The sequence below is a fragment of the Desulfuromusa ferrireducens genome (genome assembly GCF_055389805.1).
Genome location: NZ_AP042415.1, coordinates 396,645 through 421,491, shown reverse-complemented (window position 1 = coordinate 421,491; position 24,847 = coordinate 396,645). Strand labels below are relative to the sequence as shown.

Here is a 24,847-nt window from a genome sequence, read left to right as displayed (position 1 = left end):
GGAAAGAAAAGCCGGGCGACTCATGAGTCGCCCCTACAAAAGAGACAGAACAAACACATGCCGACACTGACTATCGATAATCAACAGGTGACCGTTAACGACGGGGCGACCGTTCTCGAAGCTGCCGAGCAGTTGGGGGTTATTATTCCCCACTTCTGTTATCACAAGGCGCTCGGTGCTGTCGGTGCCTGTCGCATGTGCGCTGTAACCATCCATAACGGACTGTTCAAGGGGCTGAAGATGTCCTGCCTGATCAAGGCCGAAGAGGGGATGGTGGTCAGTACCAGCGACGAGCAGTCGGTGGCGTTTCGCGCCCAGGTCAGCGAGTGGTTGATGCTCAATCATCCCCACGATTGCCCGGTCTGCGATGAGGGTGGCGAATGCCAGCTGCAGGAGATGACCATCGCCTCAGGGCATGGCATCCGCCGTTATACGGGGAAAAAACGCACCCACAATAATCAGCAGCTTGGGCCGTTTGTCGCTCAGGAGATGAACCGCTGTATTACCTGCTACCGTTGCGTGCGGACCTATCAGGATTACTGTGGCGGGCGCGATTTCGGTGTGATGGGCTCGCGCAACCGGGTCTTTTTCGGTCGCTTTGCCGATGGCCCGCTGGAAAGTGATTTTTCCGGCAATATCATCGATGCCTGTCCGACCGGAGTGTTGACCGATAAAACCTTCCGTTTTAAGAGTCGCAGCTGGGATTTGCAGGAGGCGCCGTCGGTCTGTCCGCACTGCTCGCTCGGCTGTGCGACGGTTCCCGGTGGCCGTTACCGCGAACTGCAGCGGATTCGCAGTGGCGTTAACGAGAAGGTCAACGGTTTCTTTATCTGCGATCGCGGTCGCTTTGGCAGCAGCTATGTCAACCACCCGCAGCGTCCGCGTCAGGCGCGCAGCAAGGAGCAGTTATTGTCCGTCGACGACGCCCTTGCGCAGCTTGATGTCCAGGCGCGGAGGTTGATTGCCGAGCATGGGCCGGAAGCGGTGTTGCTGCTCGGTTCGAATCGCGCCTCGCTGGAGGCGAACTGGTTGCTGCAGCGCTGGGGCCAAGAGCTTGATTGCCGGGCACCACTGTTGTCGGCGCACATTCCGCGTCATCAGGCGGCACAGGTCGCTGCCTTTGATCTGGCCGACCGTTTGGTTTCGCTGGAAAAGGTTCGCCAGAGCGACCTGGTGGTGGTTCTCGGCGTCGATCCATTGGCCGAAGCGCCGATGTTGGCGGTGGCGTTACGGCAAGCGGTGCGCAACAACGGCCGGGTGCTGGTTTATGATCCGCGGCCGGTTGAATTGCCTTGCGAATTCGAACATCAGGCGGTTGCGCCATTACAGCTTCGGGCACTGCTGGAACAGGGCAAGGGGCCGGACTCGGAGCAGCTGCGTGACTTGCTGGTTAAGGCGGAACGGCCGGTGCTGGTTGCCGGCGGTGATCTGCTTGGCGCTGGTGGATTATTGCAATTACGCAAACTGGCGATAGAGGTTTCCAACCAGACCCGCCCCTGTAAGATTCATCCGATTCTCGGTGGGCCGAACAGTTTTGGCAGCGCCTTGCTCAGTTTGCCCGAACAGGATGATCTGTTGACCCGCCTGGAGAGCGGGCGGGTCAAAATGCTGGTTTGTCTGGAAACCGATCCCCTTCTTGAAGCGCCCGAGGGTGAGCGCTTTGGCAACGCTCTGGCGAAACTCGACGAATTGGTGGTGTTCGATTATCTGCCGACGCCGCTCAGTGTCCATGCCAGCTTATTTATCCCGAGTACCGCGCCGCTTGAGACGGCCGGCAGCTTTGTCAATAACGAAGGACGGCCGCAACTGTTCTCTGCGGTGATCGAGCCGGGTCTGCCGATCGCTGTGACTGGAGCCGGCAGCAATCCGCCGCGGGAATTTTCTGCTCTGACCCCCGGCGACGATCCGCAACCGGCCTGGCAGTTGCTGCAACAATTACTCGGCAGTTCGGATTCTCTCGAGCAGGTTCGCCAGCAGGTGCAGGCCGCTTTGCCGCGGCTGGCTGGTTTTTCTGCATTGCAGCCCGGTGGCCTCAGTCGGCGAGTCGCTGCTGTCGATGAACGGAGTCTCAACGAGGATGACCGGCCCGAAGGGTTACAGGATGGGTTGCAGTTGGTGGTGACCCCGGCCCGCTACGGCAGCGACCTGCTTAGTCGCTACTCGGATAAATTGACGCCCCGGTTTTCCGCCGCGAAACTGGTGTTGCATCCGCATGATGCGACAGTGCGCGGACTTAAAGAGGGGGACGCGGTCATTTTACAGACCGCTGCCGCAAGGTTCACGTTGCCGCTGGGCTGTGCCGAAACCATGGCGGCGGGTTGCGCGCTGGTGGAAAACAGTGCCGCCTTCCCGCAGTTGGTGCCGGGCGACAAACTTAGCTTTTGTCAGGTTTCTAAGGGAGGCCAAGCATGACAGAACAGCTCGTCCTTCTTGGCCTGATTCTGGTCAAACTGGTGCTGGTGTTCGGCGTAGTCCTGTTTATGGCCGCCTATCTGGTTCTGGCCGAACGGAAGATTCTCGCCCGCATGCAGCTGCGCTACGGACCGAACCGGGCGGGCCCGTTCGGCATGATTCAACCGCTGGCCGACCTGATCAAGCTGCTGACCAAGGAAGATTTTATTCCGGCCACGGCCGATAGGTGGTTGTTCCTGATTGCACCGGGCCTGTCGGCGTTGACGGCACTGTTGACCTTTGCCGTGATCCCCTTCGGTCCGACCCTGGAGATTTACGGTCAGACCATGCCGCTGGTGGTCTGCGACCTGAATATCGGTCTGCTCTATTTTCTCGGCTTGTCGTCCGTCGCCGTCTATGGACTGGCCCTCGGTGGCTGGGCCTCCAATTCGAAATATTCGTTGATCGGTGCCATTCGCGGACTGTCGCAGTTGATCAGTTATGAACTGGCGATGGGGCTGTCGGTAGTTCCGGTGGTGATGATGGCGCGCTCCTTCTCGCTGACCGACATCGTCATGGCGCAGCAGCAGATCCCCTTTGCGCTGCTCAATCCGCCGGCATTTCTAATCTTCTTGATTTGTATATTTGCTGAAAGCAAGCGCATTCCTTTTGACCTGCCGGAGGCGGAGAACGAGCTGGTCGGTGGTTTTCACACCGAGTATTCGGGGATGCGTTTCGGGCTGTTTTTCGTCGGCGAATACATCAATATGGTGGTGTTGAGTTCGATCCTGACGATCCTCTTTCTCGGTGGCTGGCACGGACCCTGGCTGCCGGGGGTCGTCTGGTTCCTTCTCAAGGTGCTGGCGATCTGTTTCTTTTTTATCTGGGTGCGCGGCAGTATGCCCCGGCTGCGCTACGATCAATTGATGAACTTCGGTTGGAAGGTGCTGCTACCACTGTCCTTGCTGAATGTGCTGGTCAGCGCTGCCGTGCTGTTATGGATAGGATAGAAGATGCCGCTGTTTCGTGACATAAAAGGCTCGCTGCAGCCATTCTGGGTGACGCTGAGCAACATGTTCCGCCGACCGGTGACTGTGTCGTACCCGGAACAGAAAGCGGTTTTGCCCGAACGCTACCGGGCCCGGTTGATCCTGACCCGCGATCCAGATGGTGCCGAGCGCTGCGTCGCCTGTCATCTGTGCAGCGGCGTCTGTCCGGTGGATTGTATTTCGATGCAGGCAGCCGAAGCGGAGGACGGTCGCCGTTATGCTGCCTGGTTCCGCATCAACTTCGCCCGCTGTATCTTCTGCGGACTCTGTACCGAGGCCTGCCCGACCCTGGCGATTCAGGTTACGGCGGATTTTGAACTGTCGGGGCGCGATCCGCTCAAGCTGGTCTATGAAAAAGAGGATCTGCTGGTCGATCACTGTGGTCGCCACCCGGACTATAACTTTTACCGTCAGGCCGGCATCGGCGTGACCGCTCCCCGTGGCGGCAATCCGAGCGAGTCGGCCCCGGTTGATGTCAAGGACCTGCTGCCATGATCGCGACCCTGATGTTCTATCTGCTCGGTGCCATCGCCGTTATTGCCACGCTGCTGGCGATTACCCGCAAGAACCCGGTGCACGCGGTGATCTATCTGGTCAACAGCTTTTTTGCCCTGGCGATCCTGTTTTACTTGCTCGGTGCGCCCTTATTGGCGGCCTGGGAGCTGATTATCTATGCCGGGGCGATTATGGTGCTGTTTTTATTTATCATCATGATGCTGCAGCTTTCGCCTGATTCCGCCGCCGACCGTCCTGCTGTCAGTAAAAACCAGTGGCTGCCGGTGATGCTGCTGGCGCTGGCGTTGGTCTCCTGTACCCTGTTGTTGATCGGCCTTGATCCGGTCGCTGGCGAAGGTGTGCCGCGCTGGCATGCCACGCCGCGTGAATTCGGCTACGCGCTGTTCAAGGAGTACGCCCTGGCGATCGAAATCGTCTCCTTTCAGTTGCTGTTCGCCGCGGTCGGGGCTTTTTATATCGGTCGGCCGGAAGGCAAAGATAAGCTGCCCGGAGGTGCTAAATGATCGTTCCATTGGAGCACCTGTTGATTCTTTCGACCATCCTCTTTCTGCTCGGTTTCGGCTGTGTGCTGGCGCGGCGCAACCTGATCATGATGCTGATCGGCATCGAGGTGATGCTCAACGCCGTCGGCCTGACGCTGGTCGGTGCCTCGGCCTTCTGGCAGCAGCTTGACGGGCAGGTGATGGTGATATTTCTGATGGCGATGACCTCGGCCGAGGTGGCGATATCCCTGGCCATGGTTGTCTATCTGCAACGCCGCAAGGGTTCGATCGATGTGCGTTCCTTTAACGAAATGAGGGGTTGATGGCGCTGCTGCTGATCCTGACATTATTGCTGCCGCTGTGCGGCGGGGTTGTGAACGCTTGCTGGGGCAGTCGTTTGCCGCGCCCGGTCCCGGCTATGCTGGCCAGCGGCGCGGTCATCGGCAGTTTCCTTGCCTGTCTGGCGATCCTGCCTGAGGCTGCAGAGGGCCTGCGAACCACGCTCTTTACCTGGTTGCACAGTGGTGATTTTCGTGCCGAAGTCGGTCTGCTGTTCGATCCGCTGGCGGCCTGCATGACGCTGATGGTGACCGGTGTCGCCAGTCTGATTCATCTTTATGCTGCCGGCTACATGGCAGAGGACCGCGATCAGGCCCGCTTTTTCGCCCTGCTCAACCTGTTTGTTTTTGCCATGTTGACGATTATCCTCGCCGACAACCTGCTGCTGATGTTCCTCGGCTGGGAGGGAGTCGGTTTCTGCTCTTACGGGCTGATCGGTTTCTGGTACCGCAAAACCGAAAACGCCGCCGCCGGACGCAAAGCCTTTATCGCCACGCGCATCGGTGATCTGTTTTTCACCGTTGCCCTGCTCTGGTTGTTTGCCCTGCTTGGCACCATCGGTATCGAGGAGATCAACAGCCGGGTGCTGGAGCTTGAGCCGAGCACGCTCACCATTCTGGCGCTATTGCTCTTGGGTGGTGCCTGCGGCAAGAGCGCGCAGTTGCCGCTGATGACCTGGCTGCCGGATGCCATGGCCGGACCGACGCCGGTTTCGGCGCTGATTCACGCCGCAACCATGGTCACCGCTGGGGTCTACCTGCTCTGCCGGATGTTTCCGCTGGTCTCCCTGTCGCCGCTGGCGATGGGCGTGATCGCCACGGTCGGTGCCCTGACCGCACTCTATGCCGCCAGTTGCGCCGTGGCGCAGCGCGAGATAAAACGGGTGCTCGCCTATTCGACCATGAGCCAGGTCGGCTACATGTTTCTGGCCGTCGGCGTCGGCAGCGTTTCCGGGGCGATGTTCCATCTGTTGACCCACGCTTTTTTCAAAGCGCTGCTGTTCATGGGCGCCGGCTGCTTGATCAACCTGGCTGGACACGAAAACGATATCTACCAGATGGGCGGCATGCGCCAGCGCTCCAAACCGGTTTTCTGGTTGTTTCTGGCCGGGCTGTTCTGTCTCGCCGGGGCACCGCTGACTGGCGGGTTTTTCTCCAAGGATCTGATTCTGGCCAGCGCCTTTGCCAAAGGTGATCTCTTCCACCTGGGCCTCTACGGGCTGGGCATCCTGACCGCCGCAATCACCTCTTTTTACAGCTTCCGTCTCGCCTACCTGGTGTTTGCCGGAGAGTTTCGAGGTGAAGAATTACCCCATGAACTGCCGAAGCTGATGCTCTGGACCCTGCCGCCGTTGGCGTTGCTCGGGTTGGCTGGTGGTCTGCTGAATCTGCCGCACCTGTTCGGTGGTCACTCCTGGTTGACCAGCTGGTTGGGTCGCGAGACTGAACTGCTGCAGCTGCCATTGCAGAGTGAATATCTGCTGATCGGCATGGCCGGCGGAGTGTTTCTGCTTGGCTGGCTGCTGGCGCATCTGCGCTATCGCAAGTTCTCCAGCAGTGAGCCTGGAGCGGTTGGCGCTTTTCTGCTCGCCGGCTGGTACTTTGATGCCCTTTATGAGCGTTTATTGCTGCGTCCGTTCCGTCTCTTCTGCCGTTTCTGCTGGCAGGGAGTGGAGATGGGGCTGATCAACGGGTTGTTGGATGCTCTGGTTGCTGGCTGTCTGCGTTGCGGGCAAGGCTTGCGCTCATTTTCCGACGGCAAAATCCCTCGATATTTACAGGGTTTTGCCTGGGGTTTTTTGTTGATTGTCGGCTGGTTTTTGTTAAGGGCGGTGGCATAAATGATGACTGAGACAGCCATGCAATTTCCTTTTCTGAGCCTGCTGCTATGGTTGCCGATGATTGGCACCCTGCTGTGCCTGGTGTTCCGGAAATCGGCGCAGGCCTGTCGCTGGCTGGCATTGGGGACGACCTTGCTGGTGCTGGTGCTGAGCCTGTCACTGGCGTTTTTTCTCGACACCGGCAGCACTGGCTGGCTGCTTTTTGAAGACTATCGCTGGATCGAAACCTTCGGTATCCGCTACACCCTGGGGCTGGACGGGATCTCGTTGCTGCTGGTGCTGCTGACTGCTTTTCTGCAGGTGGTCGCGGTGCTGGTCTCCTGGCGGGTCGAGCATCATCCGGCCTTTTTCTATGCTTTAATTCTGGTGCTGGGCACGGCGATAATTGGCGTTTTTCTGGCTCTGGATCTGGTGCTTTTCTATCTCTTCTGGGAGTTGGTGCTGATCCCGATGTTCGCCCTGATCGGCATCTGGGGGCATGAGCGCCGGGTCTATGCCGCCGTCAAGTTTCTGCTCTTTACCCTCTCCGGTAGCCTGTTGATGCTGCTGGCGATGATCAGCCTTTATCTGCTCCACGGTGAGCAGACCGGGGTTTATACCTTTGCCCTGGAAGCGCTGAAGCAGACGCAACTGTCTCCGGCGCAGGAGATGATCTTCTTTCTCTGCTTTTTGTCCGCCTTTGCCGTTAAGGTGCCGCTGTTTCCTTTCCATGCCTGGTTGCCCGACGCTCACGAGCAGGCCCCGGCGGCCGGTTCGGTCGATCTTGCCGGTCTGTTGCTGAAAACCGGCGTTTACGGCATCATCCGTTTTGCCTTTCCGCTCTTTCCGCTGGCGGCAGAAAAAGCCCTCCCGGTATTGGCGTTGCTCGGATTGGTTGGCATTATCTATGCGGCGGCGATCGCCTATCAGCAGACCGATATGAAGCGGGTTATCGCCTATTCGTCGATCTCCCACCTGGGACTGGTGATGCTTGGCCTGGCCGCCTGGAATCAGACTGCCTGGGAAGGAAGCATCCTGCTGATGGTCAATCATGGTGTGACTACAGGCGCCCTGTTTGTGATGATCTCCATCATTCGCCAGCGCACTGGCAGCAGCGATATCGGTCACCTGGGCGGGTTGTGGCAGAGTCAACCGAATCTGTCGGCGTTCTTTCTGTTCTTTGCTTTTGCCTCTCTTGGTCTACCGGGACTGGCCAACTTCGCCGGTGAAATCTTGATACTGATCGGCGTTTTTGCCAGTCATCCACTGTGGGGTTCGATCGCCGTTATCGGCGTGCTGCTGGCCGCCGCCTATATGTTGCGGTTGGTGCAGGCAGTTATCTGGGGTCCTTGTTGTGAGCCGTTTGACAAGTCCGATCTGCAGTCGCGGGAATGGTTGATCCTGATTCCGTTGGCGCTGCTGGTGGTCTGGCTTGGTTGCTACCCGCAGCCGCTGCTCGATCCGTTGCAGGAACCGGTGCGCTTGCTGTTGCAACAGGGAGGAACCCCATGAGTTTGCTCGAACTGCAGTCCCTGCTGCCACAATTGATCATGGTGCTCGGCGCCACCGTAGTACTGATGCTGGGTGCCTGGGTGCGCAATCGCCGCCTCTGGTTGTTGACCGGGATGGCGCTGGCTCTTTGTGCCGCACTGGCTGCCGGGCTATTGGAGCCACCGTTGCCGGAAATCGCCGGCATGTACAGTACTTCGTTATATGCGCGCTTTTGTACCGTGGCCTGGTCGCTGCTGATTGCCGCCACGCTGTTGATTTCCTGCCGCTATGCTGACCTGCACGATTACGGCGGTGGTGAATATAGCGCCCTGCTGCTGTTTGCCGGCGCCGGTATGAGCCTGCTCTCGGCAGCGACTTCATTGCTCGGGCTGTTTCTGGCGCTGGAAGCCTTTACCCTGGTGCTTTATATTTTGATTGCCTTTAACCGGGTCGATAATCGCGGCGCTGAGGCGGGGCTGAAATATCTGCTCTTTGGGGCCGTCTCCTCCGCTTTTCTTGCCTTCGGTATTGCCTTGATCTATACCGCGACCGGCAGTCTGCACATGGCCGAAGCTATGGCCGGCCTGCAGCTTGATGGTAGCTTGCGTCCGCTCGGGCTGGTCGGTTGGGCGATGATGCTGGTGGCGATCGGTTTCAAAATTTCTCTGGTCCCTTTCCATTTCTGGACCCCCGATGTTTATCAGGGCGCGCCGGCCCCGGTCGGCGGTCTGTTGGCGACGGCGGCCAAGGGAGCGGTGTTGACCGCATTTTTGCCGCTTTTGGCCGGGTTGGGTGACGCCGGTGGCGAGATCAAGCAGGTGCTCTGGGCGCTAGCGATTCTGACCATGCTGGTTGGCACCTTTTCCGCCCTGGCGCAAACCAACCTGAAGCGGATGCTGGCCTATTCTTCGGTCACGCACATGGGCTACCTGCTGGTCGCTTTACTGGTTGGCGGCGCAGATGGTGGCCGGGCGCTGCTGTTCTATCTGGTGGTTTATTGCTGCGCGACCTTCGGCGCTTTCGGGGTGCTGACGTCCTGGGCAACGGAGGATGGTGAAATCCAGGATTATCGCGATCTCACCGGGCTCGGTTATCTGCATCCGCGCCGTTCCTCGGCGCTGGCGGTTTTTGTTCTCTCTCTCGCCGGGGTTCCGCCGCTGGCCGGTTTTTTCGGCAAGTTCGGGATTTTCCATGCCGCCCTGCGTCACGGTTACAGTGAACTGGCCGTGCTTGGCATCCTCGCTTCGCTGGCCTCGCTCTATTACTATTTGCGGCCGATCATTGTCCTGTTTATGCAGGACCGATCCGCCTGTCAGTTGCGCTCCGGTTGCCGCGAGGAGTTCATCCTGCTCGGCGGCTGTGTTGCCGCAGTGCTGGCCTTCGGGGTTTATCCAGGGCCGTTGTTGAACCTTGTCGCTCTGGTCCTGCCTTAGCGGGAGTCGCCAGAAAGGATCCCCTGCCATGTACCAAGTTTACGGAATGCCGCGCAGTCGTTCGGCGCGCGTCACCTGGGCGTTGGAAGAGATCGGTGCTGATTACGCTTATCACTTGGTCGATTTGATGAAAGGGCAGGGGCAGAATCCCGATTTTCTTAAACTGAACCCTTTTGGAAAACTCCCGGTGTTGGTCGATGGTGAGTTGGTTCTGACTGAATCAGCGGCGATCTGTACCTATCTGGGTGATCGGCATCCCGAATCCGGATTGGTTCCCCGGCCTGGCACTACGGAACGAGGCAAGTACGACCAGTGGTGCTTTTTCGCGCTGGCCGAAATGGAACAGCCGCTCTGGACCATCCACAAGCATCGCTTTGTTTTTCCTGAAGATAAAAAGGTGCCGGAGATTCTGGCTGTCGCCCCCTGGGAATTTGAGCGGGCGCTCAAGGTGCTGGCAGTGGGGCTCGGTGAGAAGGAGTACCTGGTTGGCGAGCGCTTTAGCATGGCGGATATTCTTGTCGCTCATACCCTGCTTTGGGCGCGGGCGTTAAAGCTGTCGCCGAGCACCCCCAGTCTGGAAGCATACGAACAACGTATTTGTGGGCGGGCCGCCTTTGAACGGGCGCGTGTCCGGGAAAAAAGCGCTCAATAATAACGGAGACAATGATGGCAAAAAAGGAACAGGTAGAAAAGTTTCTGACCTCAGCGGTGATCGGTGTGGTCGGTGCGTCCAATAAGCGTGACAAGTTCGGCAATAAGGTGCTGCGCTGTTATCTGGAAAACGGCTACCGAGCGATCCCGGTTCATCCGGCGCAAAAAGAGATCGAGGGGCTGGACTGTGTGGCTTCGGTTGCCGACCTGCCGGATGAGGTGAAGAGTATTTCAGTGATTACCCCGCCGAAGATTACTGAGAAAGTGGTGCAGATGGCGGCGGCTAAAGGGATCGAAAATATCTGGATGCAACCGGGCGCACAGAGTGACACCGCGATCAGTTTTTGTCAGCAACAAGGTATTAACCTGATAGCCGATGGCACCTGTGTGCTGGTGGAATTGGGCTTTAGTGACCACTGAAGTTATTTAGGGTCCGCGCTCAGCGAGCCAGATGGCATGCAGGTCGCCTTTTTTGCCAGCGGCTCGTACCCGGACCTGTTTTACCGTAAATCCAACCTTGCGTAAGGTTTCCATGAAAGGCCGGTTGGCACTGGCCGACCACACCGCCAAAATGCCACCGGGGCGCAGTGCCGTGTAGGATTCAGTCAACCCATCCATACTGTAGAGCCAATTGTTTTTCTTGCGCGTCAGTCCTTCGGGACCATTGTCGACATCGAGCAGAATCGCATCAAATCCCTGCCGCTCGGCGCGGATGATTTTGGCGACATCCCCCTCGCGGACGGTGGTTCGTCCATCTGACAGTGGATCGCCGGAGTGTGCACCCAGTGGGCCTCGATTCCAAGTGACCACGGCGGGGACCAGTTCAGCGACCACCACTTCGGCATTATCGCCAAGGTGCTTGAGGGCTGCGGCCAGGGTAAACCCCATGCCCAGACCACCGATTAAAACCCGCGGCTGGGGGCGGTCGGCGATTTTTCGACAGGGCAGCTTGGCCAGTGCATCTTCCGACGCATGCTCAATGGTATTCATCAACTGACCGCCGCTGTTGATGCTGATCGAAAAATGCTCCTCGCTCTGGAAGAGACAGAGTTCGTTTTCGGTTCCGGGGATCTGTGCCGTATCGAGTAATGTCCAGGGTGTCATTGATTTCTCTCGTCTCGGCAATGGCCGATCCATACAAGGGGACCGCAGGCTGGACAGGGAAATGGTTTTTGGCGGCCCTGCCATTTTCTGCGCTGCTAAATGAACTTTGATAATGGCACAATTAGTTTAAGTCTGGGAGAACTTTCCGTAGCTTCCTGCTTTGCAGAATGTTCGATTGAACGTAAATTCTAAGCGATCAATTCTGTGGCAGCAATCATTTCCGGCCGCGTTGATTGTCTCGTTCGTCACAGTTTCTATTAGAATGGTTCCTTAATATCTTTGCCCAATTTTTCACCGTGCATTTCCGCAATGCGGACTATATCCGGGCGATCGGCGACTTTGCCTTTATCAAAAATGCCCAAAACAGGGAATTTTAGATTGATTTCATAGCCAAGGGCCTCAAGTGGCATCTGCATGGCTTCCAGAGTGAAACCCATGTCTTCCTTGCTCTGCTGTTCGGCAACGGCTGCGACAATGGCTTTACGGCCTTGGTTTGCAAGCTTACTGCTCCAATGACCTGGTCGCGGTTCAGCAAAATCGTAAAAACAATAGAGCCGATCAATAAAGCCTTTCATCCATGCCGTGACATTGTAATTGTGCACAGGGGAAATCAAAACAAGCCCACGTGATTCAATAATTTTTTTATAGATACCCACCATGTCGTCATCAAAGCGGGAACATTCTCCGGTTTTCCGGCAAAGTTCACAACCGATGCACGGTGTCAATTGACAATCCCTTAATTGGATTTCTTCTGTTTCCACTCCGGCTTTGTTCGCACCAGTACAAAAGTGCTTGAGGAGGATGTCGGAGTTGCCACCTTTCCGGGGGCTGGCACCAATAGCTAAAACCTTGGGTTTAATCAGTTCTTCGTTAATTTCTAATGTCATGACAGATATTCGATGCCTTTATTCTGCTTGCGGCTAACGGGTCATGAGGTCTGGCGGCGACGCGAACTTGCGTGACCCACCGCAGTTTGGTTTTGTTCTTCAACTTTGCACAGATGTATTTTCCGTCCGCGTTAGTTTGTTAGAGGCTTTATTGTTCGCAGGCCAGAGCAATTTTACACTTTTCACAGACAAATGATCGAGAAGGCTTTTGGATTAGCCATTTTAAACCAACCACGAGAAAAATCACTGAGTACAGCAACGATGCGGAATTGAACCCTGAAATTGCAACGACCAGTGGGATTGAAACGAGTAATATTAGCGCCGCAGTTTCTTTTTTTAATATCATTATTTCCTTATTACAGTTTGTACAAATCATTTTTTGGCCTCTACCGAGCTTGTAGAAAACCCCTCTTCATAGGGTATTCCTCGAGCCCGTTTGAATTTCTTCGTAAGAACGGTTGTCGGTCAGCAGCACCATGCTCCAGCAATAATCGTTCGGTTGCGTTTGAAAATAAGAACTTAGCTCATATTTGAGCCACGTTGGTCCTTTTTCCTGTTAGGCCAGCCCAAATCGACAAATATTTTTCATCATATGTAGCATGTTCATCAATTGCCACTGATTGATTACCGAGGAAATATTGATACCTTTGTCCTGATTTCGATGATAATAATCTGTTCTAGTCAAGGGCAGTGTTCGAACTGAGCAACTTCTTTGCTGGTTTAGTTAGCCCTTATTTCTTCGGTGCCATATTCTCTGGCATCACAACAGCAATCACATGCCCTTTCGCGCAGACCCTGCCACCCGCAGATACGGATACGCCAACAGTAACTTTTCGTTCTTTAATTTCAATGATAACTCCGCGGAGCTCTAATTCGACTCCTAGAGGGGTTGGCGCTAGGTAGTCCACTTTGAGAGAACCAGTAACAAATCGAAGGTTCGGCTTCGTCCCTAGTTCTATCGCCGGCGTTCGGTAAGATGCTGCTGAAGCGCTAGCCGTTCCATGACAGTCAATTAAAGAGGCTATGAGTCCACCATAAACATAGTCTGGAGTCGCCATATGATATGGTTCGGGGGAGAAATGAGCAATTGTTTCATCACCATCCCAGTAGCTCTTCAACTGGTGCCCATTCGCATTATTCTTACCACATCCATAACAATGACTTAGTTCTTCCGGATAGCAGTCTTGGAACGCTCTCTGTTTCACTTTGGAATCCTTATTTGTGATGATTAGCATGACACTTAAGTGATCGGAATATATCTATTTTCTGACAGATAACGGACATTGATTTGCTATAAGTTATCTACTTTTTCACTAAGCCGACAGAATGTTTGACATGTTGTGATATGAAATGAGTTTTAGCACCATCTCCGCAACCAACATCAAGCACTGAAGATGCGTTGGCAATTGCATGCGTTATCACTTCGCTCTGGCTGCCAGTGTAGTCTGCGATCATTAGCCCTCTCAAGTTGGACTTATAACGGGTAGCAGGTCAGGCGCGAGATTGCGTGACCCACCGAAATTTTAGATTTTGATTTTCGGGAAGCACCCAACTACATTCCATTGGCTTCATTCTATTGTTAGGCGTTTATTTTATTGTTGTCCGTCTTCGATAACTAACCATTGCAATTAACAAAATGAACGCAACTGAAATCCCAGCGGGAAACAATATTGTTGTTACCGTGTAATTCTCAAGCGCTGCAATCGCGATGAGATTGCGCGCCGTCAATAACGAAAAAAACAGTACGGACTCGGAACGAGGTGTTGCATATGCCTTCCTGACCGTTGGTCCGAACCCGAAAACATCTACAGTTGTAAGAATGACGACCGCCCACAGTGGGTCAGATGTAAAATACCAGAATGGCAAAGACGACATTGCCAGAACAAAAAACAGCCAATCTGTGTTGGTAATGGAAATGTCTGCTCGTTTTGAATACGCCAATAGGCCGATAAATATTGTGATGATTCCTGAGACACCTATTGGCCAAGCACCAGCCCCACCGTTGTCTTCAAGCTGTGCAAGGAAAGCCACAACTGTTGTAGTTCCCCAAATAACCCATGTAAATACGTGTGGTTTGATTTTGTCCTGAATGATCAAACGGATATATGGCAAAAACGCGACAAGCGTAATTACAATGGCAATAGCACTCAAAATTTCTTTATAAAACATGATTCATATTCTTTTTACGCCTAACGGTTCATGATACCCGGCGGCGACGCGAACTTGCGTGACCCACCGAAATTTTGGTTTTGCTTTTCAATTTAAAGCAGAAGCATTTTCCGTCCGCGTTGATTAAGTTGTTGTACGGTAGCTAACTACGGAGAGCCAAAAGAGCTAATACTTAGCTCAATAGTGATTTTTGGTTAGTCTAAAATGATATCAAGCCCTGAAAGTAAGGAAATAGCTTCAGGAGAAGAAAATCTGGTTTTTTTTAATAGATTAGATTCAGGGTTAATGTCGTAATTAGTGGAGTTTCGAAAATCTGATTGAGTTAAATTGGTTTTTGAAAAACGGCTGTTCAAGAAATTGGTCGCGTTAAAGCTACCTCTAGTTAAATTTGCTTCAGTGAAATCAACCTCTTTTGCACTACAATCGTTTATTATTATCTGTGAAATATTTAAGCCGAAAAAAGATGATGAGTTAATGGTGCAAGAGTAAAAGTTAATATTGATAGGCGTTGCCGAATCTGCCCAATTAATACCAATTGCCTTGCAATTCCTAAAATCAACATCAACAAATGAACAATATTTAGGTTTTAGTAGGCTAATATTGCATTCAATAAATACACAATCTTCAAAACGGCATTTTTCGAATATTGTTCCGGTAAAGTTGCATTTGATAAATTTGCAATCCCAAAATTCAAGATTAATAAATTCTTCGTCTTTCAATTGCTTATTTTTAAATTCCAACGTTTGATTGTAACTGTCAAAATATTCCATTTTTCGTCCGCATTGTTTTATTAGGTTTACGGTTAAGATTTAGTGTTAATTGTACAGCCAATTGTTTTTGAAAGTAATGAAGCTAAATTCTCTGCATGAACGTCATTGTGACTTTTCTCAAGTAAAATATATTCACCGCATAGCAGTTTAATTCCAATTTCATAACAGTTTAAATTTTTCCCGGGAGTGGTGTGTTTAAATTCAATGTAATTTACTTCATTGAGCTTGAGATTTATTTTTTTGAACGTAAATTTATCTTTATGTGTTTTGATACTTATTGATTTGTCGATTTTGTTTATTTTCACGTAGGCTTTGGATAAAAAATTTACAGCTGATATGTAAAATGAAATGGCTGAAATTATATACAATATAATTTTAATGGAATATTGATCTATTACCATGTAAACCATTGGGCTTATAAAGATAAAACCAATCAGTAGGTAACCTAACGAAAGAAATAACGAAGAAAACTTATTTTCTTTTATATGGATAATGTTTCCATCGTCGTATGTAGAAGAAAGATATGACATTTATAATAGCCTCAATGGGTAATGATAACCGGCGGCGACGCGAACCTGCGTGACCCACCGCAATTGGTTTTGCTTTTCAATTTAAAACAGACGTATTTTCGCCCGCGTTGATTTAGTTTTATATTTTTTTGAAGCAACGATTACTATTTTGACCAGACATAAAACTTATCTCTTGTCTTAGACCAATTTTGAATTCCATGCTGTTCAACTTTTTTAATATTGTTTTTAGGCATTTGCCCACACCGTGGCTCCAAAATGTCAAATTTGTCGCATTCGTCTACTTCTGCACATTCCCAACAACCGTCATAGTTATTGCAAATGCAACATTCCATTATCTTGCAGGGGGTTCCAGAGCATCCACCGCCGACTCTACAGGGTTTGTCGCATTGTGTATTCGATAGTGCATTTAATACTTCAGTAAATTCATTATATTTTTGGAAATTAGCCCCAAATGGAGTTTCTATTTCTGCATATTTGTGGAATTCAATATTTTCGAGTTCATCTCGAAGTTGACGGGCATAAGTGTCATATTTGTTATTGTAACGAATACAATCAGGACAATAGATGCCACAATAAGCCGTTTTTTGTTTAGGGTCCATTTCAACTCCAAATTATTTAAATAGCCGAGTAGCCCCGGGCTCTCTAAGAACCGTGCATGCGACTTTCACCGCACACGGCTCAAGCCCTCCGGTGGCCGGTGGTTCCGGGGTCGGACCAAGCTAACTCATCGATCCCAAAAGGGAAGTTCCAAGATAGTAACTGTTTTCTGAGCTTAAAAGTCCCTTTTGGCTGGGCAAATCAGCGCTGTAAGGTGAAGGTTCTTCTCGCAGAACAAATCGGTCCTCCTGCTTTTCGATCTTTCTGCCGACTCCCTTGATCCCGAGTTTGACCTTGGTCTCTTCGATAAACCTTGAACTGCCAACGGCAATGCTCTCTGTCCAGCAACTTTCTCGCTGGCACCCACCTTTGTTTATGGCGTCTAGAACCCACTGCCTGTGCTGCTCGCAAAAGTGCCCAGGGTCAGAAAATCCACAGAGGTGATGCAACCCAGGTTGATCAATCACGCCGTAGCGTTCAGGCGGATTCTGAATCTCGTTGTAGCCGCCCATCGCCCATTCAGAGGGATGATTTACCACGCCGGCACGAACCATATTCAGATCGAGGTAAACAAGGCAGCGCTGAAGGTGTTCATTCGATTCAATAGCCGTTGCATGGTAACGATCCTCCCAGAATGCGCCTTTACGTTCCTTGTGATGATTGAATTCATGGGTAACCCGTCCGGCGATCAACTGAAGACTCTTGGGGATGACATCCGGCCCATTGTCGACCACCAGGAGGTGGATGTGGTTGGAGGTCACCACGTAGTTGAGGACCCGCAAGCCAAAGCGTTTTTTTGCTTCAAAGAGCTAGGAATGCCAGCGTCGTCTATCCTTTGCGAATTTCAGAAGGAATTCTTTTTTTTTGACAACGGTGGGTAAGGTGCCCCACCTGCCCGGGAATATGATGTCGGTTCGCTCGTGCCATTGTTAGCTGTTTTTTAAATTTGTTCCAAGGCTACGGATAACATAACTAGTAAAAAAACAATAACAGCGATAATTAATACAATTGAAAGTTTCTTTCTTAGTTTTAACAATTTGGAAGCATATTGGGTTGGAGGATATTTGCAAAATGCCTTAAACTCCGCATTGGAACCCCGAAATAGTGGGATGATTTTACCTCCAGTATTTAAGAATTCTGACCTGATCTTTGTTGAGATTAAATAGACAAGAATCCCCAACGCAATAATCAAAAAAAGTGTAATTCTCAGAAAGAACATGGCTAATAATAAATCCTCTGATTTTATAAATTTCGACAGCTAACGGGTAACGATAGCCGGCAGCGACGAACTGCTTGCGACCCACCGAATTATTCAAATTTAAAGCAGAAGTAGGCCGCGTTAATTTTATTGATAGATGCTTTTTATTTAAGTTCAATCTTTATGTTGTTCTTTCTTTCAATGTCATTTGGATCAATGCATAGGCATTTTTCTTCAATTTCCCTTAATGGCGGATAGTATTTTGATTCTGAGTAGCCTATAAAATCACATTCTGATTCACATTTATTTTTTCTTGAATTACGCTTTATAAATGACACTGCCAGTAGAATTATGAGTAATGGCACAAAAATCCATTTCACAATTTTAAAATCGAATGATGATGATTTTGTAGGTGCCATAAGCTCAATTTTAGCATCAAACGGGTAACGATAACCGGCGGCGACGTAAACTTTCGTGACCCACCGCAATAGGTTTTGTTTTTAAATTTAAAGCAGAAGCGTTTTCCGTCCGGTTGATTAGATGGTTATGTGGCTTTTTATGTTGAACTTTTCAGACAGCTTCCTAATTGAATAACCGTACCCTATGGCACCCATTGGGGTTCTATTGATCTTTTTATTTATTTCAAGAATGTTGCAGCTATTTACGCCACCTTCCATTTCGATATAGACCTCGTAACCATAAGCATGATCGGTCATTGAGCCAAGCACACTTCTGCTTTTCGTTTTGGTGATTTCGATGGTCTCATTTTGCATTTGAATTTTATCGATGATCGCTTGTGGAAACCCCTCTGCTCTCAAGTTGGTCTCAAGGCCTGTTGAGAAGGTGAGTTGTAAATTTTCAAAGTCTTTCTTTTTCACGCCGAGCACCATGAATGAGTACAGCGTTTCCTCTTGGGTGAATAAGATGCATTTTCTCCGGTTGAATCGAAGGAGGTTCGCATACCAAGGCCCTAGTGGGGCAATTGGCACCACTTCTTTTTCTGGAATTGTTCCTTTGAGGCCCAACTCCTTCAGTACTTTTTGAGTAGCGCGGATAATCTGCATTTCATTCTTGCCACATAACGGTTCATGATAACCGGCGGCGACGCGAAGTTTCGGCCACCACCGCAATTTGGTTTTGCTTTTCAATTTAAAGCAGAAGTATTTTCCGTCCGGTTGATTGGTTTGTTAGGCCACAGTTTCACCGGGACTCCAAAAATATTTGAACAGTTCGCCACTTTTCCAACAGCAGAGCTCTGTTTTCAGGCTTCCGATTGATGTACAACGGGCTTGGGTGTGGACTTGTGAAGATTTTGAGTCTCGGAGCAACCCGTTGCACATACCATTCAGCTTTTTGCGCTTTCCCACCGACAAGGACAATCGCGCGAAGGCGTGGCAGGTGCCCTATCAGTTCGGCCAACGATTCAATGCCCGAATCAATATCTTTCGAGTTGGCAGGACGAATTCGACTACCTGATCCAATATACCAGGGTACGACATTCCAAGTGATGGTGCGCTTTCGGTCGATTCCAGCCTCTCTGCTTATTTCAAATAAGTTTTTAGCTGTTTCGTCAGGATTGTTGCGCGATATAAAACCAGAGTTTCTTGCCTTTGATCCTGGTGCTTCAAGCAAAAACAGAACTTCTGCCTCAATGCCCCCATCCCAAGGATCAAAAAACGGGATAGATGCCTCTGGTCCCATCTTTATGCGAAGGTTCCGTACAAATTCAGTGAGAGCCGCGATATGGGGCTGATCAATCTGCGACAGTCTTGTGTCCACATCTTCCGCTGTGCCTAATAATTTTGGTTTATCCATTCTAGGGCCTAACGGTTCATGATAACCGGCGGCGACGCGAACTTGCGTGATCCACCGTAATTTGGTTTTGTTTTTCAATTTAGCGCAGAAGTATTTTCTGTCCGCGTTGATTAGTTTGTTAGCTGCTTTTTCGTGCAAAAAACAATGCGCCAATTGTGAACTTTGAAGTGCTGAATTCTGTGTAGCCCACGCATTCAGCGTCAATGAATCCGGCATTTTGAATTAACTTGATTTGATCCCGAACCGGGATCGCACCGCCAATTCAATGTGACCATGCTTTTGCACTTAATTCCCCCGGTGGCAATTCTTCTTTTAAGACCATGTCTGCAAACTGAAGACGCCCACCCGGTTTCAATACACGAAATATTTCTGAATATGTTTTTTCTTTTTCCGGGGAAAGATTGAAAACACCATTTGAGGTAACAACGTCAAATGTATTGTTTTCAAATGGCAATTGCTCTGAACTTCCCGATTGGACTTTTGCATTGCTAATGCCTGCGAGGGCAAGGTTTTCCTTCGCTTTTTCTAACATTTCGAGGGAAAGGTCTAGGCCAAAAACGTTTCCTTTTGGTCCTACCAATTTACTTGAGCAGAACATGTCAAAACCACCACCACAGCCGATATCGAGTATGTCCTCTTCTGGTTTTATTTTTCCTGCTGTGAATGGACAGCCAACGCCGCAAAAGAGGGTACTTAATTCCTGTGGCGCTGAATTGATTAAGTTTTGATCGTATCCGAGTGTTTCTGCCCCAGCTCTACCCGTTGGATAACGGAAATTGCCTTCCGGAGACTTGGAGACCTTTTTGTATTTTTCTTTTATGGCAGATTGAATCTCGCCAAGATCAACTTTTGGGGGCATGGATTTATTCTTTCCTTGCAGCTAACGGTTCATGATAACCGGCGGCGACGCGAACTTGCGTGACCTACCGCAATTTTAGATTTTGCTTTTCAAATTTGCACAGACGTATTTTCCGTCCGCGTTGATTTAGTTGTTAGCTTTTTTCAACATAAGCTTTGATATCCGCCAAATCTTGTATTAGTGCCTTTTTTATCGAGTTTCTAATAAGTGGACCCATTGAAAATGAAAGGGTCTTTGCAATAAATGATTGTGGAATTCCATTGAATGATATCGTTAACAAGGTGCCACCATCAATTGCTGTTAAACTCAACTTTGTTATGTAAACAGATCCGTGGCTTTCCGCACGCGTAGAGTAATATTCGTTTGTTTCCGAATCTGTTATCCACATGGTTTCTGATGCTTCTTTTCCAAACATCTCTCTTGTTTCTTCCCATTTTAATCCAACGATACCGGAGGATGTTTTATTTAGGATATTAATTTTAAGGATGCTCGTAATTATGTGCTCACAATTTTCAATATCTGTTATTGCTTTCCATACTGCATCTTTTGTCTGATTTATCTCGATAACTTCCGTGACAATCATGTTCGTGCTTTCTCCGGTTTTTTTCCGAAAGCTAACGGTTCATGATAACCGGCGGCGACGCGAACTTGCGTGGCCCACCGCAATTTGGTTTTGCTTTTCAATTTAGCGCAGAAGCATTTTCCGTCCGGTTAATTAGATTGTTATATGCTTTTATTTGACGTGGTAACTATTGGTGAATTCTTCAAAGCTGAAGGTGACAGATTTAGTGTCCATGACTGTGCAGCTTTTTAAGTTTGCAAGATCAAGATCAAACAAGATGAAGTTATGACCTGGTCCCAAATGGCTTTTACAACAGATTCCATCGAAACCTTCAAGCTTAAACAATTCAGCTAAAATTTGAGTAGGAACGTACTCTGAGCTTGAATGGTCATTTGTTACAGGGTTTGTAAAACTGTCATTTATGAATGACCAGATAGCAGCGGAGATTTCTACCTCAGATTCTGGGGGTGAAAAGAAGCATTCAACATGAGAATACTGTTTATTTACTGAGTAGCAGTCTACAAGTCTTAAATTTTTAGTGACCTTGAACTGTGCACAGGAAATTTTCTGACCAACGTGTGGTCGGAGTTCTGCCATGCTCGTATTTTTGTCATTCGATAAATAAAGGTATGAAATACCTTTTGGATTGGCCCTTCCTTCGTGTGCCTTTCTTTCTAGTGGCTTCATTCTGGAGGGTGGATACCCTACGCAAATGCACTGTCCTTCTTGCTCGCTTTCTTCATAACCGATTTGAGAGCGGAAAAGGGAGCTGCCTTCAGCGAAACTTCTTTCACGGCTCGGCAATGTCTTTTTTAAATTTTCGAGGAATTCAACTGCTTCGGGACTATGAACGTACCGATTATTGAATCGCACCTCTTTTGCAAAGGCATAAAAGTCAGCCCACGATTTAAAGGCCATGATGGTTCCTCATTTTTGCATATAACGGTTCATGATAACCGGCGGCGACGCGAATTTGCGTGACCCACCGCAATTGGTTTTGCTTTTCAATTTAAAGCAGAAGTATTTTCCGTCCGTGTTGATTAGTTTGTTAGAAGCTTTTCTGTTTTTACTCAAGAATGAATGCAATCATAATCATTGACGCAACAACCATAATTGCAATTACAATATCTGACTTGGTCACATTCGCCTGATAATTAAGTTTGTTTTTTGGGGTGTTTATTGATTGTTTTTGGTCTTCTTGACGCTTGATCTTATCACCGCCCCCAAATGTAAATTTACGTAAATTAGGCCATACGACGAGGACGATGCCGCACAATATGAGTAAACTTGGCCAAATGATTTTAGAGTTCATGATTCTATCAATTCTTGCTTCTAACGGTTCATGATAACCGGCGGCGACGCGAACTTGCGTGACCAACCGCAATTGGTTTTGCTTTTCAATTTAAAGAAGAAGCGTTTTCCGTCAGGTTGATTAGTTTGTTAGATCGTTTATTCGCAGTTTGATAATTTTTTGTTTTTATTTAGTAAGTCCATGTAACTATCAGCTCCAGGAGATTTAATAGTAACGTTTTTATTATGATCTATTTGTAGCTCATAATACTTTAAACTTTTTTCATAGTTCTTGCAGGCTGCTTCATAATTATTGTTGTATTGATTTACAAAACCAATGGTGTAGTAACCATTATTTGCATATTGAATATACTCTTTGTATTGATCAATATTTTTCATGTTTTCATTTTTGGAAAAGAAAGTATCAAGGTACTCTAGCGATTTTTTATAATGAGGAATGGACTCCATTCCATTATTGATTCCATTATTGATTCCATTTGTTGGGAAATTGTATCTCAGGCCACCATACACATTATATGCGTAGCCGAGTCCTAGCGTATTACTCTCCAGTTCAAATATCGTGATAGCTTCTTTGATCAATTTTTCTGCTGGGAGTGGCCTGCCTGAAAAAATTGCAGCATTCGCCCATTCGAGTTTGCTTTCTGGGTCATCAGTTTCTGGAATGAATGCAGCAGCACAACTACAGAGGCAGAGCATGGCAATAAGGTAGATAGAGAATTTCAAATTCACGCTAATCATGATTGTTCTCCAGATCTAACGGTTCATGATAACCGGCGGCGACGCGAAGTTTCGGCCACCACCGCAATTTGGTTTTGCTTTTCAATTTAAAGCAGAAGTATTTTCCGTCCGGTTGATTGGTTTGTTAGGCCACAGTTTCACCGGGACTCCAAAAATATTTGAACAGTTCGCCACTTTTCCAACAGCAGAGCTCTGTTTTCAGGCTTCCGATTGATGTACAACGGGCTTGGGTGTGGACTTGTGAAGATTTTGAGTCTCGGAGCAACCCGTTGCACATACCATTCAGCTTTTTGCGCTTTCCCACCGACAAGGACAATCGCGCGAAGGCGTGGCAGGTGCCCTATCAGTTCGGCCAACGATTCAATGCCCGAATCAATATCTTTCGAGTTGGCAGGACGAATTCGACTACCTGATCCAATATACCAGGGTACGACATTCCAAGTGATGGTGCGCTTTCGGTCGATTCCAGCCTCTCTGCTTATTTCAAATAAGTTTTTAGCTGTTTCGTCAGGATTGTTGCGCGATATAAAACCAGAGTTTCTTGCCTTTGATCCTGGTGCTTCAAGCAAAAACAGAACTTCTGCCTCAATGCCCCCATCCCAAGGATCAAAAAACGGGATAGATGCCTCTGGTCCCATCTTTATGCGAAGGTTCCGTACAAATTCAGTGAGAGCCGCGATATGGGGCTGATCAATCTGCGACAGTCTTGTGTCCACATCTTCCGCTGTGCCTAATAATTTTGGTTTATCCATTCTAGGGCCTAACGGTTCATGATAACCGGCGGCGACGCGAACTTGCGTGACCCACCGCAATTGGTTTTGCTTTTCAATTTAGAGCAGAAGCATTTTCCGTCCGGTTGATTAGTTTGTTATGTGTTTTCATATTTCGTTGATCATTAACTGGATTACGTCGTCTTCTTTTTGACCCTCAATAAAGTCAAATTGGGCCAGGATTCCATAAAGAAATTTACCCAAACATTTAACGTGGTCGTCATAGTGAACACTTGAGTTCTGTAGAGTATAAACATGAGAAGTTAGACTTTTGAAGAAACTGTGCACTTTTTCTTCTTCAATTGTGATGTTGTTTAATACATATGAAATTTCATTTGCAAAATGCGAGAGTTCAACGATTAAATCGTTTAGTAGGTTCCTATCGTCTTCAAGGGCATTTAAAGCGGCGTACCATTTTTCTCTATCGTTTTTCTTGAAATACTCTTTGAATTTTTGATAGTCGCAAAGCTGTTCAGGAACGTCATGATTGTAACTTCCATTTGCAGCCATTAGCAAAATTTGAATTGTTCCAATTTTGAAGTATTTATATTGCCGTTCGAGGTTCCTTTTTATGATTTTGCGTTTTTTTGATTCTGGCTGCTGAACGACCAAATACCAAAAAAATAAGCTGACGAGATAGCCTATTGATAAGTTAAAAATAACTTCGTTCCCAATGTGCAAGTTATGCAAAATTGGTTCTATGGAAGTACCTTTAAGGATAGCAATTGTAGCTTCATTACTACCGGCTACCGCACCGAATGCTGCAAAAACGGTGAGTGCTGAAAGGATAATATTTGATGTTTTTATCTTCTTATTCATTTCTACACATAACAGGGATTAGACGGACTCTATAGATCTATAAATGGTTTATAGGTCTGGATGCCCGGTTTATAAATGTATCTGCTGGTTTATAGATATGCCTGCTATAAACTTTTAGAGACTGTTCTTTTCTGGTTTTATCCGATCTTCTATGTTCAGGTCGATGGCATCTTTAAAGCGCATCCTCCAGATTTTCTTCTCTGGGTCCCAGCGTGCTCCGCGGCTTTTGGCCTGGTTGCGCAGTTCCTGCTCGTGGAACTCGATCCGGACGGATACTTCGGCGAAGTATTTGGCGCTATTTTCGGGGACGTAGGGTTTGGCATCGACGATCAGTTCGACGGTTTTATAGCGCATCCTTGTCTTGGGATCGTATCGGTAGCGGACGCACACCAATTGATCGCCGTACTGGGCGTGCAACTGCCTGGTCCCCTTGTCGCCTGGTCTCAGGCTGACTCTGGTTTTCATTCCCCCCCCCTAAAACGCAAAAAAACCGCTTCTCTGATGGCTGGAGCGCGATCATGAAAGCGGTCGTCGTTTTATTTCCCCC

26 protein-coding genes and 1 pseudogene are annotated in these 24,847 nt (G+C 49.1%); 10 read left to right on the top strand and 17 right to left on the bottom strand.

Translation table 11 applies throughout. From position 1 onward, the window contains the following. The first annotated feature begins 57 nt into the window (after positions 1-57). The 10 genes from nuoG to ACZ5PT_RS01835 are packed head-to-tail and all read left to right on the top strand — an operon-like array spanning position 58 to position 10,591. A complete protein-coding gene (nuoG, locus tag ACZ5PT_RS01880) occupies positions 58-2,412 on the top strand; it encodes an NADH-quinone oxidoreductase subunit NuoG (protein ID WP_464265117.1) in 2,355 nt (784 codons plus the stop codon). Beyond that, on the top strand, positions 2,409-3,401 hold the full coding sequence (gene nuoH / locus ACZ5PT_RS01875) for an NADH-quinone oxidoreductase subunit NuoH (RefSeq protein ID WP_464265116.1): 993 nt from the start codon (positions 2,409-2,411) through the stop codon (positions 3,399-3,401). The genes nuoG and nuoH overlap by 4 nt, the downstream gene beginning before the upstream one ends. Before the next feature lie 3 nt (positions 3,402-3,404). Further along, positions 3,405-3,935: an NADH-quinone oxidoreductase subunit NuoI gene (gene nuoI / locus ACZ5PT_RS01870; protein ID WP_464265115.1), complete on the top strand. Its 531-nt coding sequence runs from the start codon at positions 3,405-3,407 to the stop codon at positions 3,933-3,935. Further along, on the top strand, positions 3,932-4,459 hold the full coding sequence (locus ACZ5PT_RS01865; RefSeq protein WP_464265114.1) for an NADH-quinone oxidoreductase subunit J family protein: 528 nt from the start codon (positions 3,932-3,934) through the stop codon (positions 4,457-4,459). Before nuoI ends, ACZ5PT_RS01865 begins: the two co-directional genes overlap by 4 nt. Further along, positions 4,456-4,761: an NADH-quinone oxidoreductase subunit NuoK gene (gene nuoK / locus ACZ5PT_RS01860; protein WP_464265113.1), complete on the top strand. Its 306-nt coding sequence runs from the start codon at positions 4,456-4,458 to the stop codon at positions 4,759-4,761. The genes ACZ5PT_RS01865 and nuoK overlap by 4 nt, the downstream gene beginning before the upstream one ends. Beyond that, positions 4,761-6,617 (top strand): NADH-quinone oxidoreductase subunit L, encoded by a 1,857-nt coding sequence (nuoL, locus tag ACZ5PT_RS01855; protein ID WP_464265112.1) that lies wholly within the window; start codon positions 4,761-4,763, stop codon positions 6,615-6,617. The genes nuoK and nuoL overlap by 1 nt, the downstream gene beginning before the upstream one ends. Beyond that, a complete protein-coding gene (locus ACZ5PT_RS01850) occupies positions 6,618-8,108 on the top strand; it encodes a complex I subunit 4 family protein (protein WP_464265111.1) in 1,491 nt (496 codons plus the stop codon). Next, positions 8,105-9,520 carry an NADH-quinone oxidoreductase subunit N gene (locus tag ACZ5PT_RS01845; protein WP_464265110.1) on the top strand — a complete coding sequence of 472 codons (1,416 nt, stop codon included), beginning with the start codon at positions 8,105-8,107 and terminating at the stop codon, positions 9,518-9,520. Before ACZ5PT_RS01850 ends, ACZ5PT_RS01845 begins: the two co-directional genes overlap by 4 nt. 28 nt (positions 9,521-9,548) lie before the next feature. Continuing rightward, positions 9,549-10,172 carry a glutathione S-transferase family protein gene (locus ACZ5PT_RS01840; protein ID WP_464265109.1) on the top strand — a complete coding sequence of 208 codons (624 nt, stop codon included), beginning with the start codon at positions 9,549-9,551 and terminating at the stop codon, positions 10,170-10,172. 14 nt (positions 10,173-10,186) lie between these two features. Next, positions 10,187-10,591 carry a CoA-binding protein gene (locus ACZ5PT_RS01835; RefSeq protein ID WP_464265108.1) on the top strand — a complete coding sequence of 135 codons (405 nt, stop codon included), beginning with the start codon at positions 10,187-10,189 and terminating at the stop codon, positions 10,589-10,591. A gap of 6 nt (positions 10,592-10,597) precedes the next feature. On the opposite strand, the gene ACZ5PT_RS01830 is transcribed toward ACZ5PT_RS01835, so the two are convergent. The 17 genes and pseudogenes from ACZ5PT_RS01830 to ACZ5PT_RS01750 form a co-directional block, all read right to left on the bottom strand. Continuing rightward, positions 10,598-11,275 (bottom strand): spermidine synthase, encoded by a 678-nt coding sequence (locus tag ACZ5PT_RS01830; protein ID WP_464265107.1) that lies wholly within the window; start codon positions 11,273-11,275, stop codon positions 10,598-10,600. Between the two features lie 257 nt (positions 11,276-11,532). Next, positions 11,533-12,162 (bottom strand): flavodoxin family protein, encoded by a 630-nt coding sequence (locus ACZ5PT_RS01825; protein ID WP_464265106.1) that lies wholly within the window; start codon positions 12,160-12,162, stop codon positions 11,533-11,535. Between the two features lie 731 nt (positions 12,163-12,893). Then, positions 12,894-13,367, bottom strand: a complete 474-nt coding sequence (locus ACZ5PT_RS01820; protein WP_464265105.1) for a PaaI family thioesterase — start codon at positions 13,365-13,367, stop codon at positions 12,894-12,896. A 382-nt stretch (positions 13,368-13,749) separates the two neighbouring features. Next, positions 13,750-14,331 carry a hypothetical protein gene (locus ACZ5PT_RS01815; RefSeq protein ID WP_464265104.1) on the bottom strand — a complete coding sequence of 194 codons (582 nt, stop codon included), beginning with the start codon at positions 14,329-14,331 and terminating at the stop codon, positions 13,750-13,752. Between the two features lie 194 nt (positions 14,332-14,525). Next, the gene (locus ACZ5PT_RS01810; protein WP_464265103.1) at positions 14,526-15,101 is read right to left on the bottom strand and encodes a pentapeptide repeat-containing protein; all 576 of its coding nucleotides are present in this window, start codon (positions 15,099-15,101) and stop codon (positions 14,526-14,528) included. A 673-nt stretch (positions 15,102-15,774) separates the two neighbouring features. Then, positions 15,775-16,230, bottom strand: a complete 456-nt coding sequence (locus ACZ5PT_RS01805; protein ID WP_464265102.1) for a DUF3795 domain-containing protein — start codon at positions 16,228-16,230, stop codon at positions 15,775-15,777. Positions 16,231-16,350: 120 nt separating this feature from the next. Beyond that, positions 16,351-17,155: pseudogene (locus ACZ5PT_RS01800) on the bottom strand (transposase). 807 nt (positions 17,156-17,962) lie between these two features. Beyond that, on the bottom strand, positions 17,963-18,490 hold the full coding sequence (locus ACZ5PT_RS01795) for a DUF6933 domain-containing protein (RefSeq protein WP_464265101.1): 528 nt from the start codon (positions 18,488-18,490) through the stop codon (positions 17,963-17,965). A gap of 136 nt (positions 18,491-18,626) precedes the next feature. After that, entirely contained in the window at positions 18,627-19,457 is an 831-nt protein-coding gene (locus ACZ5PT_RS01790) for a uracil-DNA glycosylase (RefSeq protein WP_464265100.1), read from the bottom strand. Further along, positions 19,360-20,100, bottom strand: a complete 741-nt coding sequence (locus ACZ5PT_RS01785) for a methyltransferase domain-containing protein (RefSeq protein ID WP_464265099.1) — start codon at positions 20,098-20,100, stop codon at positions 19,360-19,362. Before ACZ5PT_RS01785 ends, ACZ5PT_RS01790 begins: the two co-directional genes overlap by 98 nt. A gap of 133 nt (positions 20,101-20,233) precedes the next feature. After that, positions 20,234-20,683: an SRPBCC family protein gene (locus ACZ5PT_RS01780; protein WP_464265098.1), complete on the bottom strand. Its 450-nt coding sequence runs from the start codon at positions 20,681-20,683 to the stop codon at positions 20,234-20,236. A gap of 150 nt (positions 20,684-20,833) precedes the next feature. Next, positions 20,834-21,580, bottom strand: coding sequence for an RES family NAD+ phosphorylase (locus ACZ5PT_RS01775; protein WP_464265097.1), 747 nt, complete (start codon positions 21,578-21,580; stop codon positions 20,834-20,836). 148 nt (positions 21,581-21,728) lie between these two features. Continuing rightward, complete coding sequence (locus ACZ5PT_RS01770; protein ID WP_464265096.1) at positions 21,729-22,046, bottom strand: hypothetical protein; 318 nt, start codon at positions 22,044-22,046, stop codon at positions 21,729-21,731. Positions 22,047-22,111: 65 nt separating this feature from the next. Then, positions 22,112-22,711, bottom strand: coding sequence for a hypothetical protein (locus ACZ5PT_RS01765; protein ID WP_464265095.1), 600 nt, complete (start codon positions 22,709-22,711; stop codon positions 22,112-22,114). 137 nt (positions 22,712-22,848) lie between these two features. Continuing rightward, positions 22,849-23,463, bottom strand: coding sequence for a uracil-DNA glycosylase (locus ACZ5PT_RS01760; RefSeq protein WP_464265094.1), 615 nt, complete (start codon positions 23,461-23,463; stop codon positions 22,849-22,851). A gap of 126 nt (positions 23,464-23,589) precedes the next feature. Beyond that, positions 23,590-24,300 carry a hypothetical protein gene (locus tag ACZ5PT_RS01755; protein ID WP_464265093.1) on the bottom strand — a complete coding sequence of 237 codons (711 nt, stop codon included), beginning with the start codon at positions 24,298-24,300 and terminating at the stop codon, positions 23,590-23,592. A gap of 114 nt (positions 24,301-24,414) precedes the next feature. Further along, positions 24,415-24,765 (bottom strand): hypothetical protein, encoded by a 351-nt coding sequence (locus ACZ5PT_RS01750; protein WP_464265092.1) that lies wholly within the window; start codon positions 24,763-24,765, stop codon positions 24,415-24,417. Between the last annotated feature and the right edge of the window lie 82 nt (positions 24,766-24,847).

What these genes read in the sequence shown, in the direction of transcription:
- nuoG (WP_464265117.1), top strand. Translation starts at nt 58, where the DNA reads ATGCCGACACTGACTATCGATAATCAACAGGTGACCGTTAACGACGGG.
- nuoH (WP_464265116.1), top strand. Translation starts at nt 2,409, where the DNA reads ATGACAGAACAGCTCGTCCTTCTTGGCCTGATTCTGGTCAAACTGGTG.
- nuoI (WP_464265115.1), top strand. Translation starts at nt 3,405, where the DNA reads ATGCCGCTGTTTCGTGACATAAAAGGCTCGCTGCAGCCATTCTGGGTG.
- ACZ5PT_RS01865 (WP_464265114.1), top strand. Translation starts at nt 3,932, where the DNA reads ATGATCGCGACCCTGATGTTCTATCTGCTCGGTGCCATCGCCGTTATT.
- nuoK (WP_464265113.1), top strand. Translation starts at nt 4,456, where the DNA reads ATGATCGTTCCATTGGAGCACCTGTTGATTCTTTCGACCATCCTCTTT.
- nuoL (WP_464265112.1), top strand. Translation starts at nt 4,761, where the DNA reads ATGGCGCTGCTGCTGATCCTGACATTATTGCTGCCGCTGTGCGGCGGG.
- ACZ5PT_RS01850 (WP_464265111.1), top strand. Translation starts at nt 6,618, where the DNA reads ATGATGACTGAGACAGCCATGCAATTTCCTTTTCTGAGCCTGCTGCTA.
- ACZ5PT_RS01845 (WP_464265110.1), top strand. Translation starts at nt 8,105, where the DNA reads ATGAGTTTGCTCGAACTGCAGTCCCTGCTGCCACAATTGATCATGGTG.
- ACZ5PT_RS01840 (WP_464265109.1), top strand. Translation starts at nt 9,549, where the DNA reads ATGTACCAAGTTTACGGAATGCCGCGCAGTCGTTCGGCGCGCGTCACC.
- ACZ5PT_RS01835 (WP_464265108.1), top strand. Translation starts at nt 10,187, where the DNA reads ATGGCAAAAAAGGAACAGGTAGAAAAGTTTCTGACCTCAGCGGTGATC.
- ACZ5PT_RS01830 (WP_464265107.1), bottom strand. Translation starts at nt 11,275, where the DNA reads ATGACACCCTGGACATTACTCGATACGGCACAGATCCCCGGAACCGAA.
- ACZ5PT_RS01825 (WP_464265106.1), bottom strand. Translation starts at nt 12,162, where the DNA reads ATGACATTAGAAATTAACGAAGAACTGATTAAACCCAAGGTTTTAGCT.
- ACZ5PT_RS01815 (WP_464265104.1), bottom strand. Translation starts at nt 14,331, where the DNA reads ATGTTTTATAAAGAAATTTTGAGTGCTATTGCCATTGTAATTACGCTT.
- ACZ5PT_RS01810 (WP_464265103.1), bottom strand. Translation starts at nt 15,101, where the DNA reads ATGGAATATTTTGACAGTTACAATCAAACGTTGGAATTTAAAAATAAG.
- ACZ5PT_RS01805 (WP_464265102.1), bottom strand. Translation starts at nt 16,230, where the DNA reads ATGGACCCTAAACAAAAAACGGCTTATTGTGGCATCTATTGTCCTGAT.
- ACZ5PT_RS01795 (WP_464265101.1), bottom strand. Translation starts at nt 18,490, where the DNA reads ATGCAGATTATCCGCGCTACTCAAAAAGTACTGAAGGAGTTGGGCCTC.
- ACZ5PT_RS01790 (WP_464265100.1), bottom strand. Translation starts at nt 19,457, where the DNA reads ATGCCGGATTCATTGACGCTGAATGCGTGGGCTACACAGAATTCAGCA.
- ACZ5PT_RS01780 (WP_464265098.1), bottom strand. Translation starts at nt 20,683, where the DNA reads ATGATTGTCACGGAAGTTATCGAGATAAATCAGACAAAAGATGCAGTA.
- ACZ5PT_RS01775 (WP_464265097.1), bottom strand. Translation starts at nt 21,580, where the DNA reads ATGGCCTTTAAATCGTGGGCTGACTTTTATGCCTTTGCAAAAGAGGTG.
- ACZ5PT_RS01765 (WP_464265095.1), bottom strand. Translation starts at nt 22,711, where the DNA reads ATGATTAGCGTGAATTTGAAATTCTCTATCTACCTTATTGCCATGCTC.
- ACZ5PT_RS01760 (WP_464265094.1), bottom strand. Translation starts at nt 23,463, where the DNA reads ATGGATAAACCAAAATTATTAGGCACAGCGGAAGATGTGGACACAAGA.
- ACZ5PT_RS01755 (WP_464265093.1), bottom strand. Translation starts at nt 24,300, where the DNA reads ATGAATAAGAAGATAAAAACATCAAATATTATCCTTTCAGCACTCACC.
- ACZ5PT_RS01750 (WP_464265092.1), bottom strand. Translation starts at nt 24,765, where the DNA reads ATGAAAACCAGAGTCAGCCTGAGACCAGGCGACAAGGGGACCAGGCAG.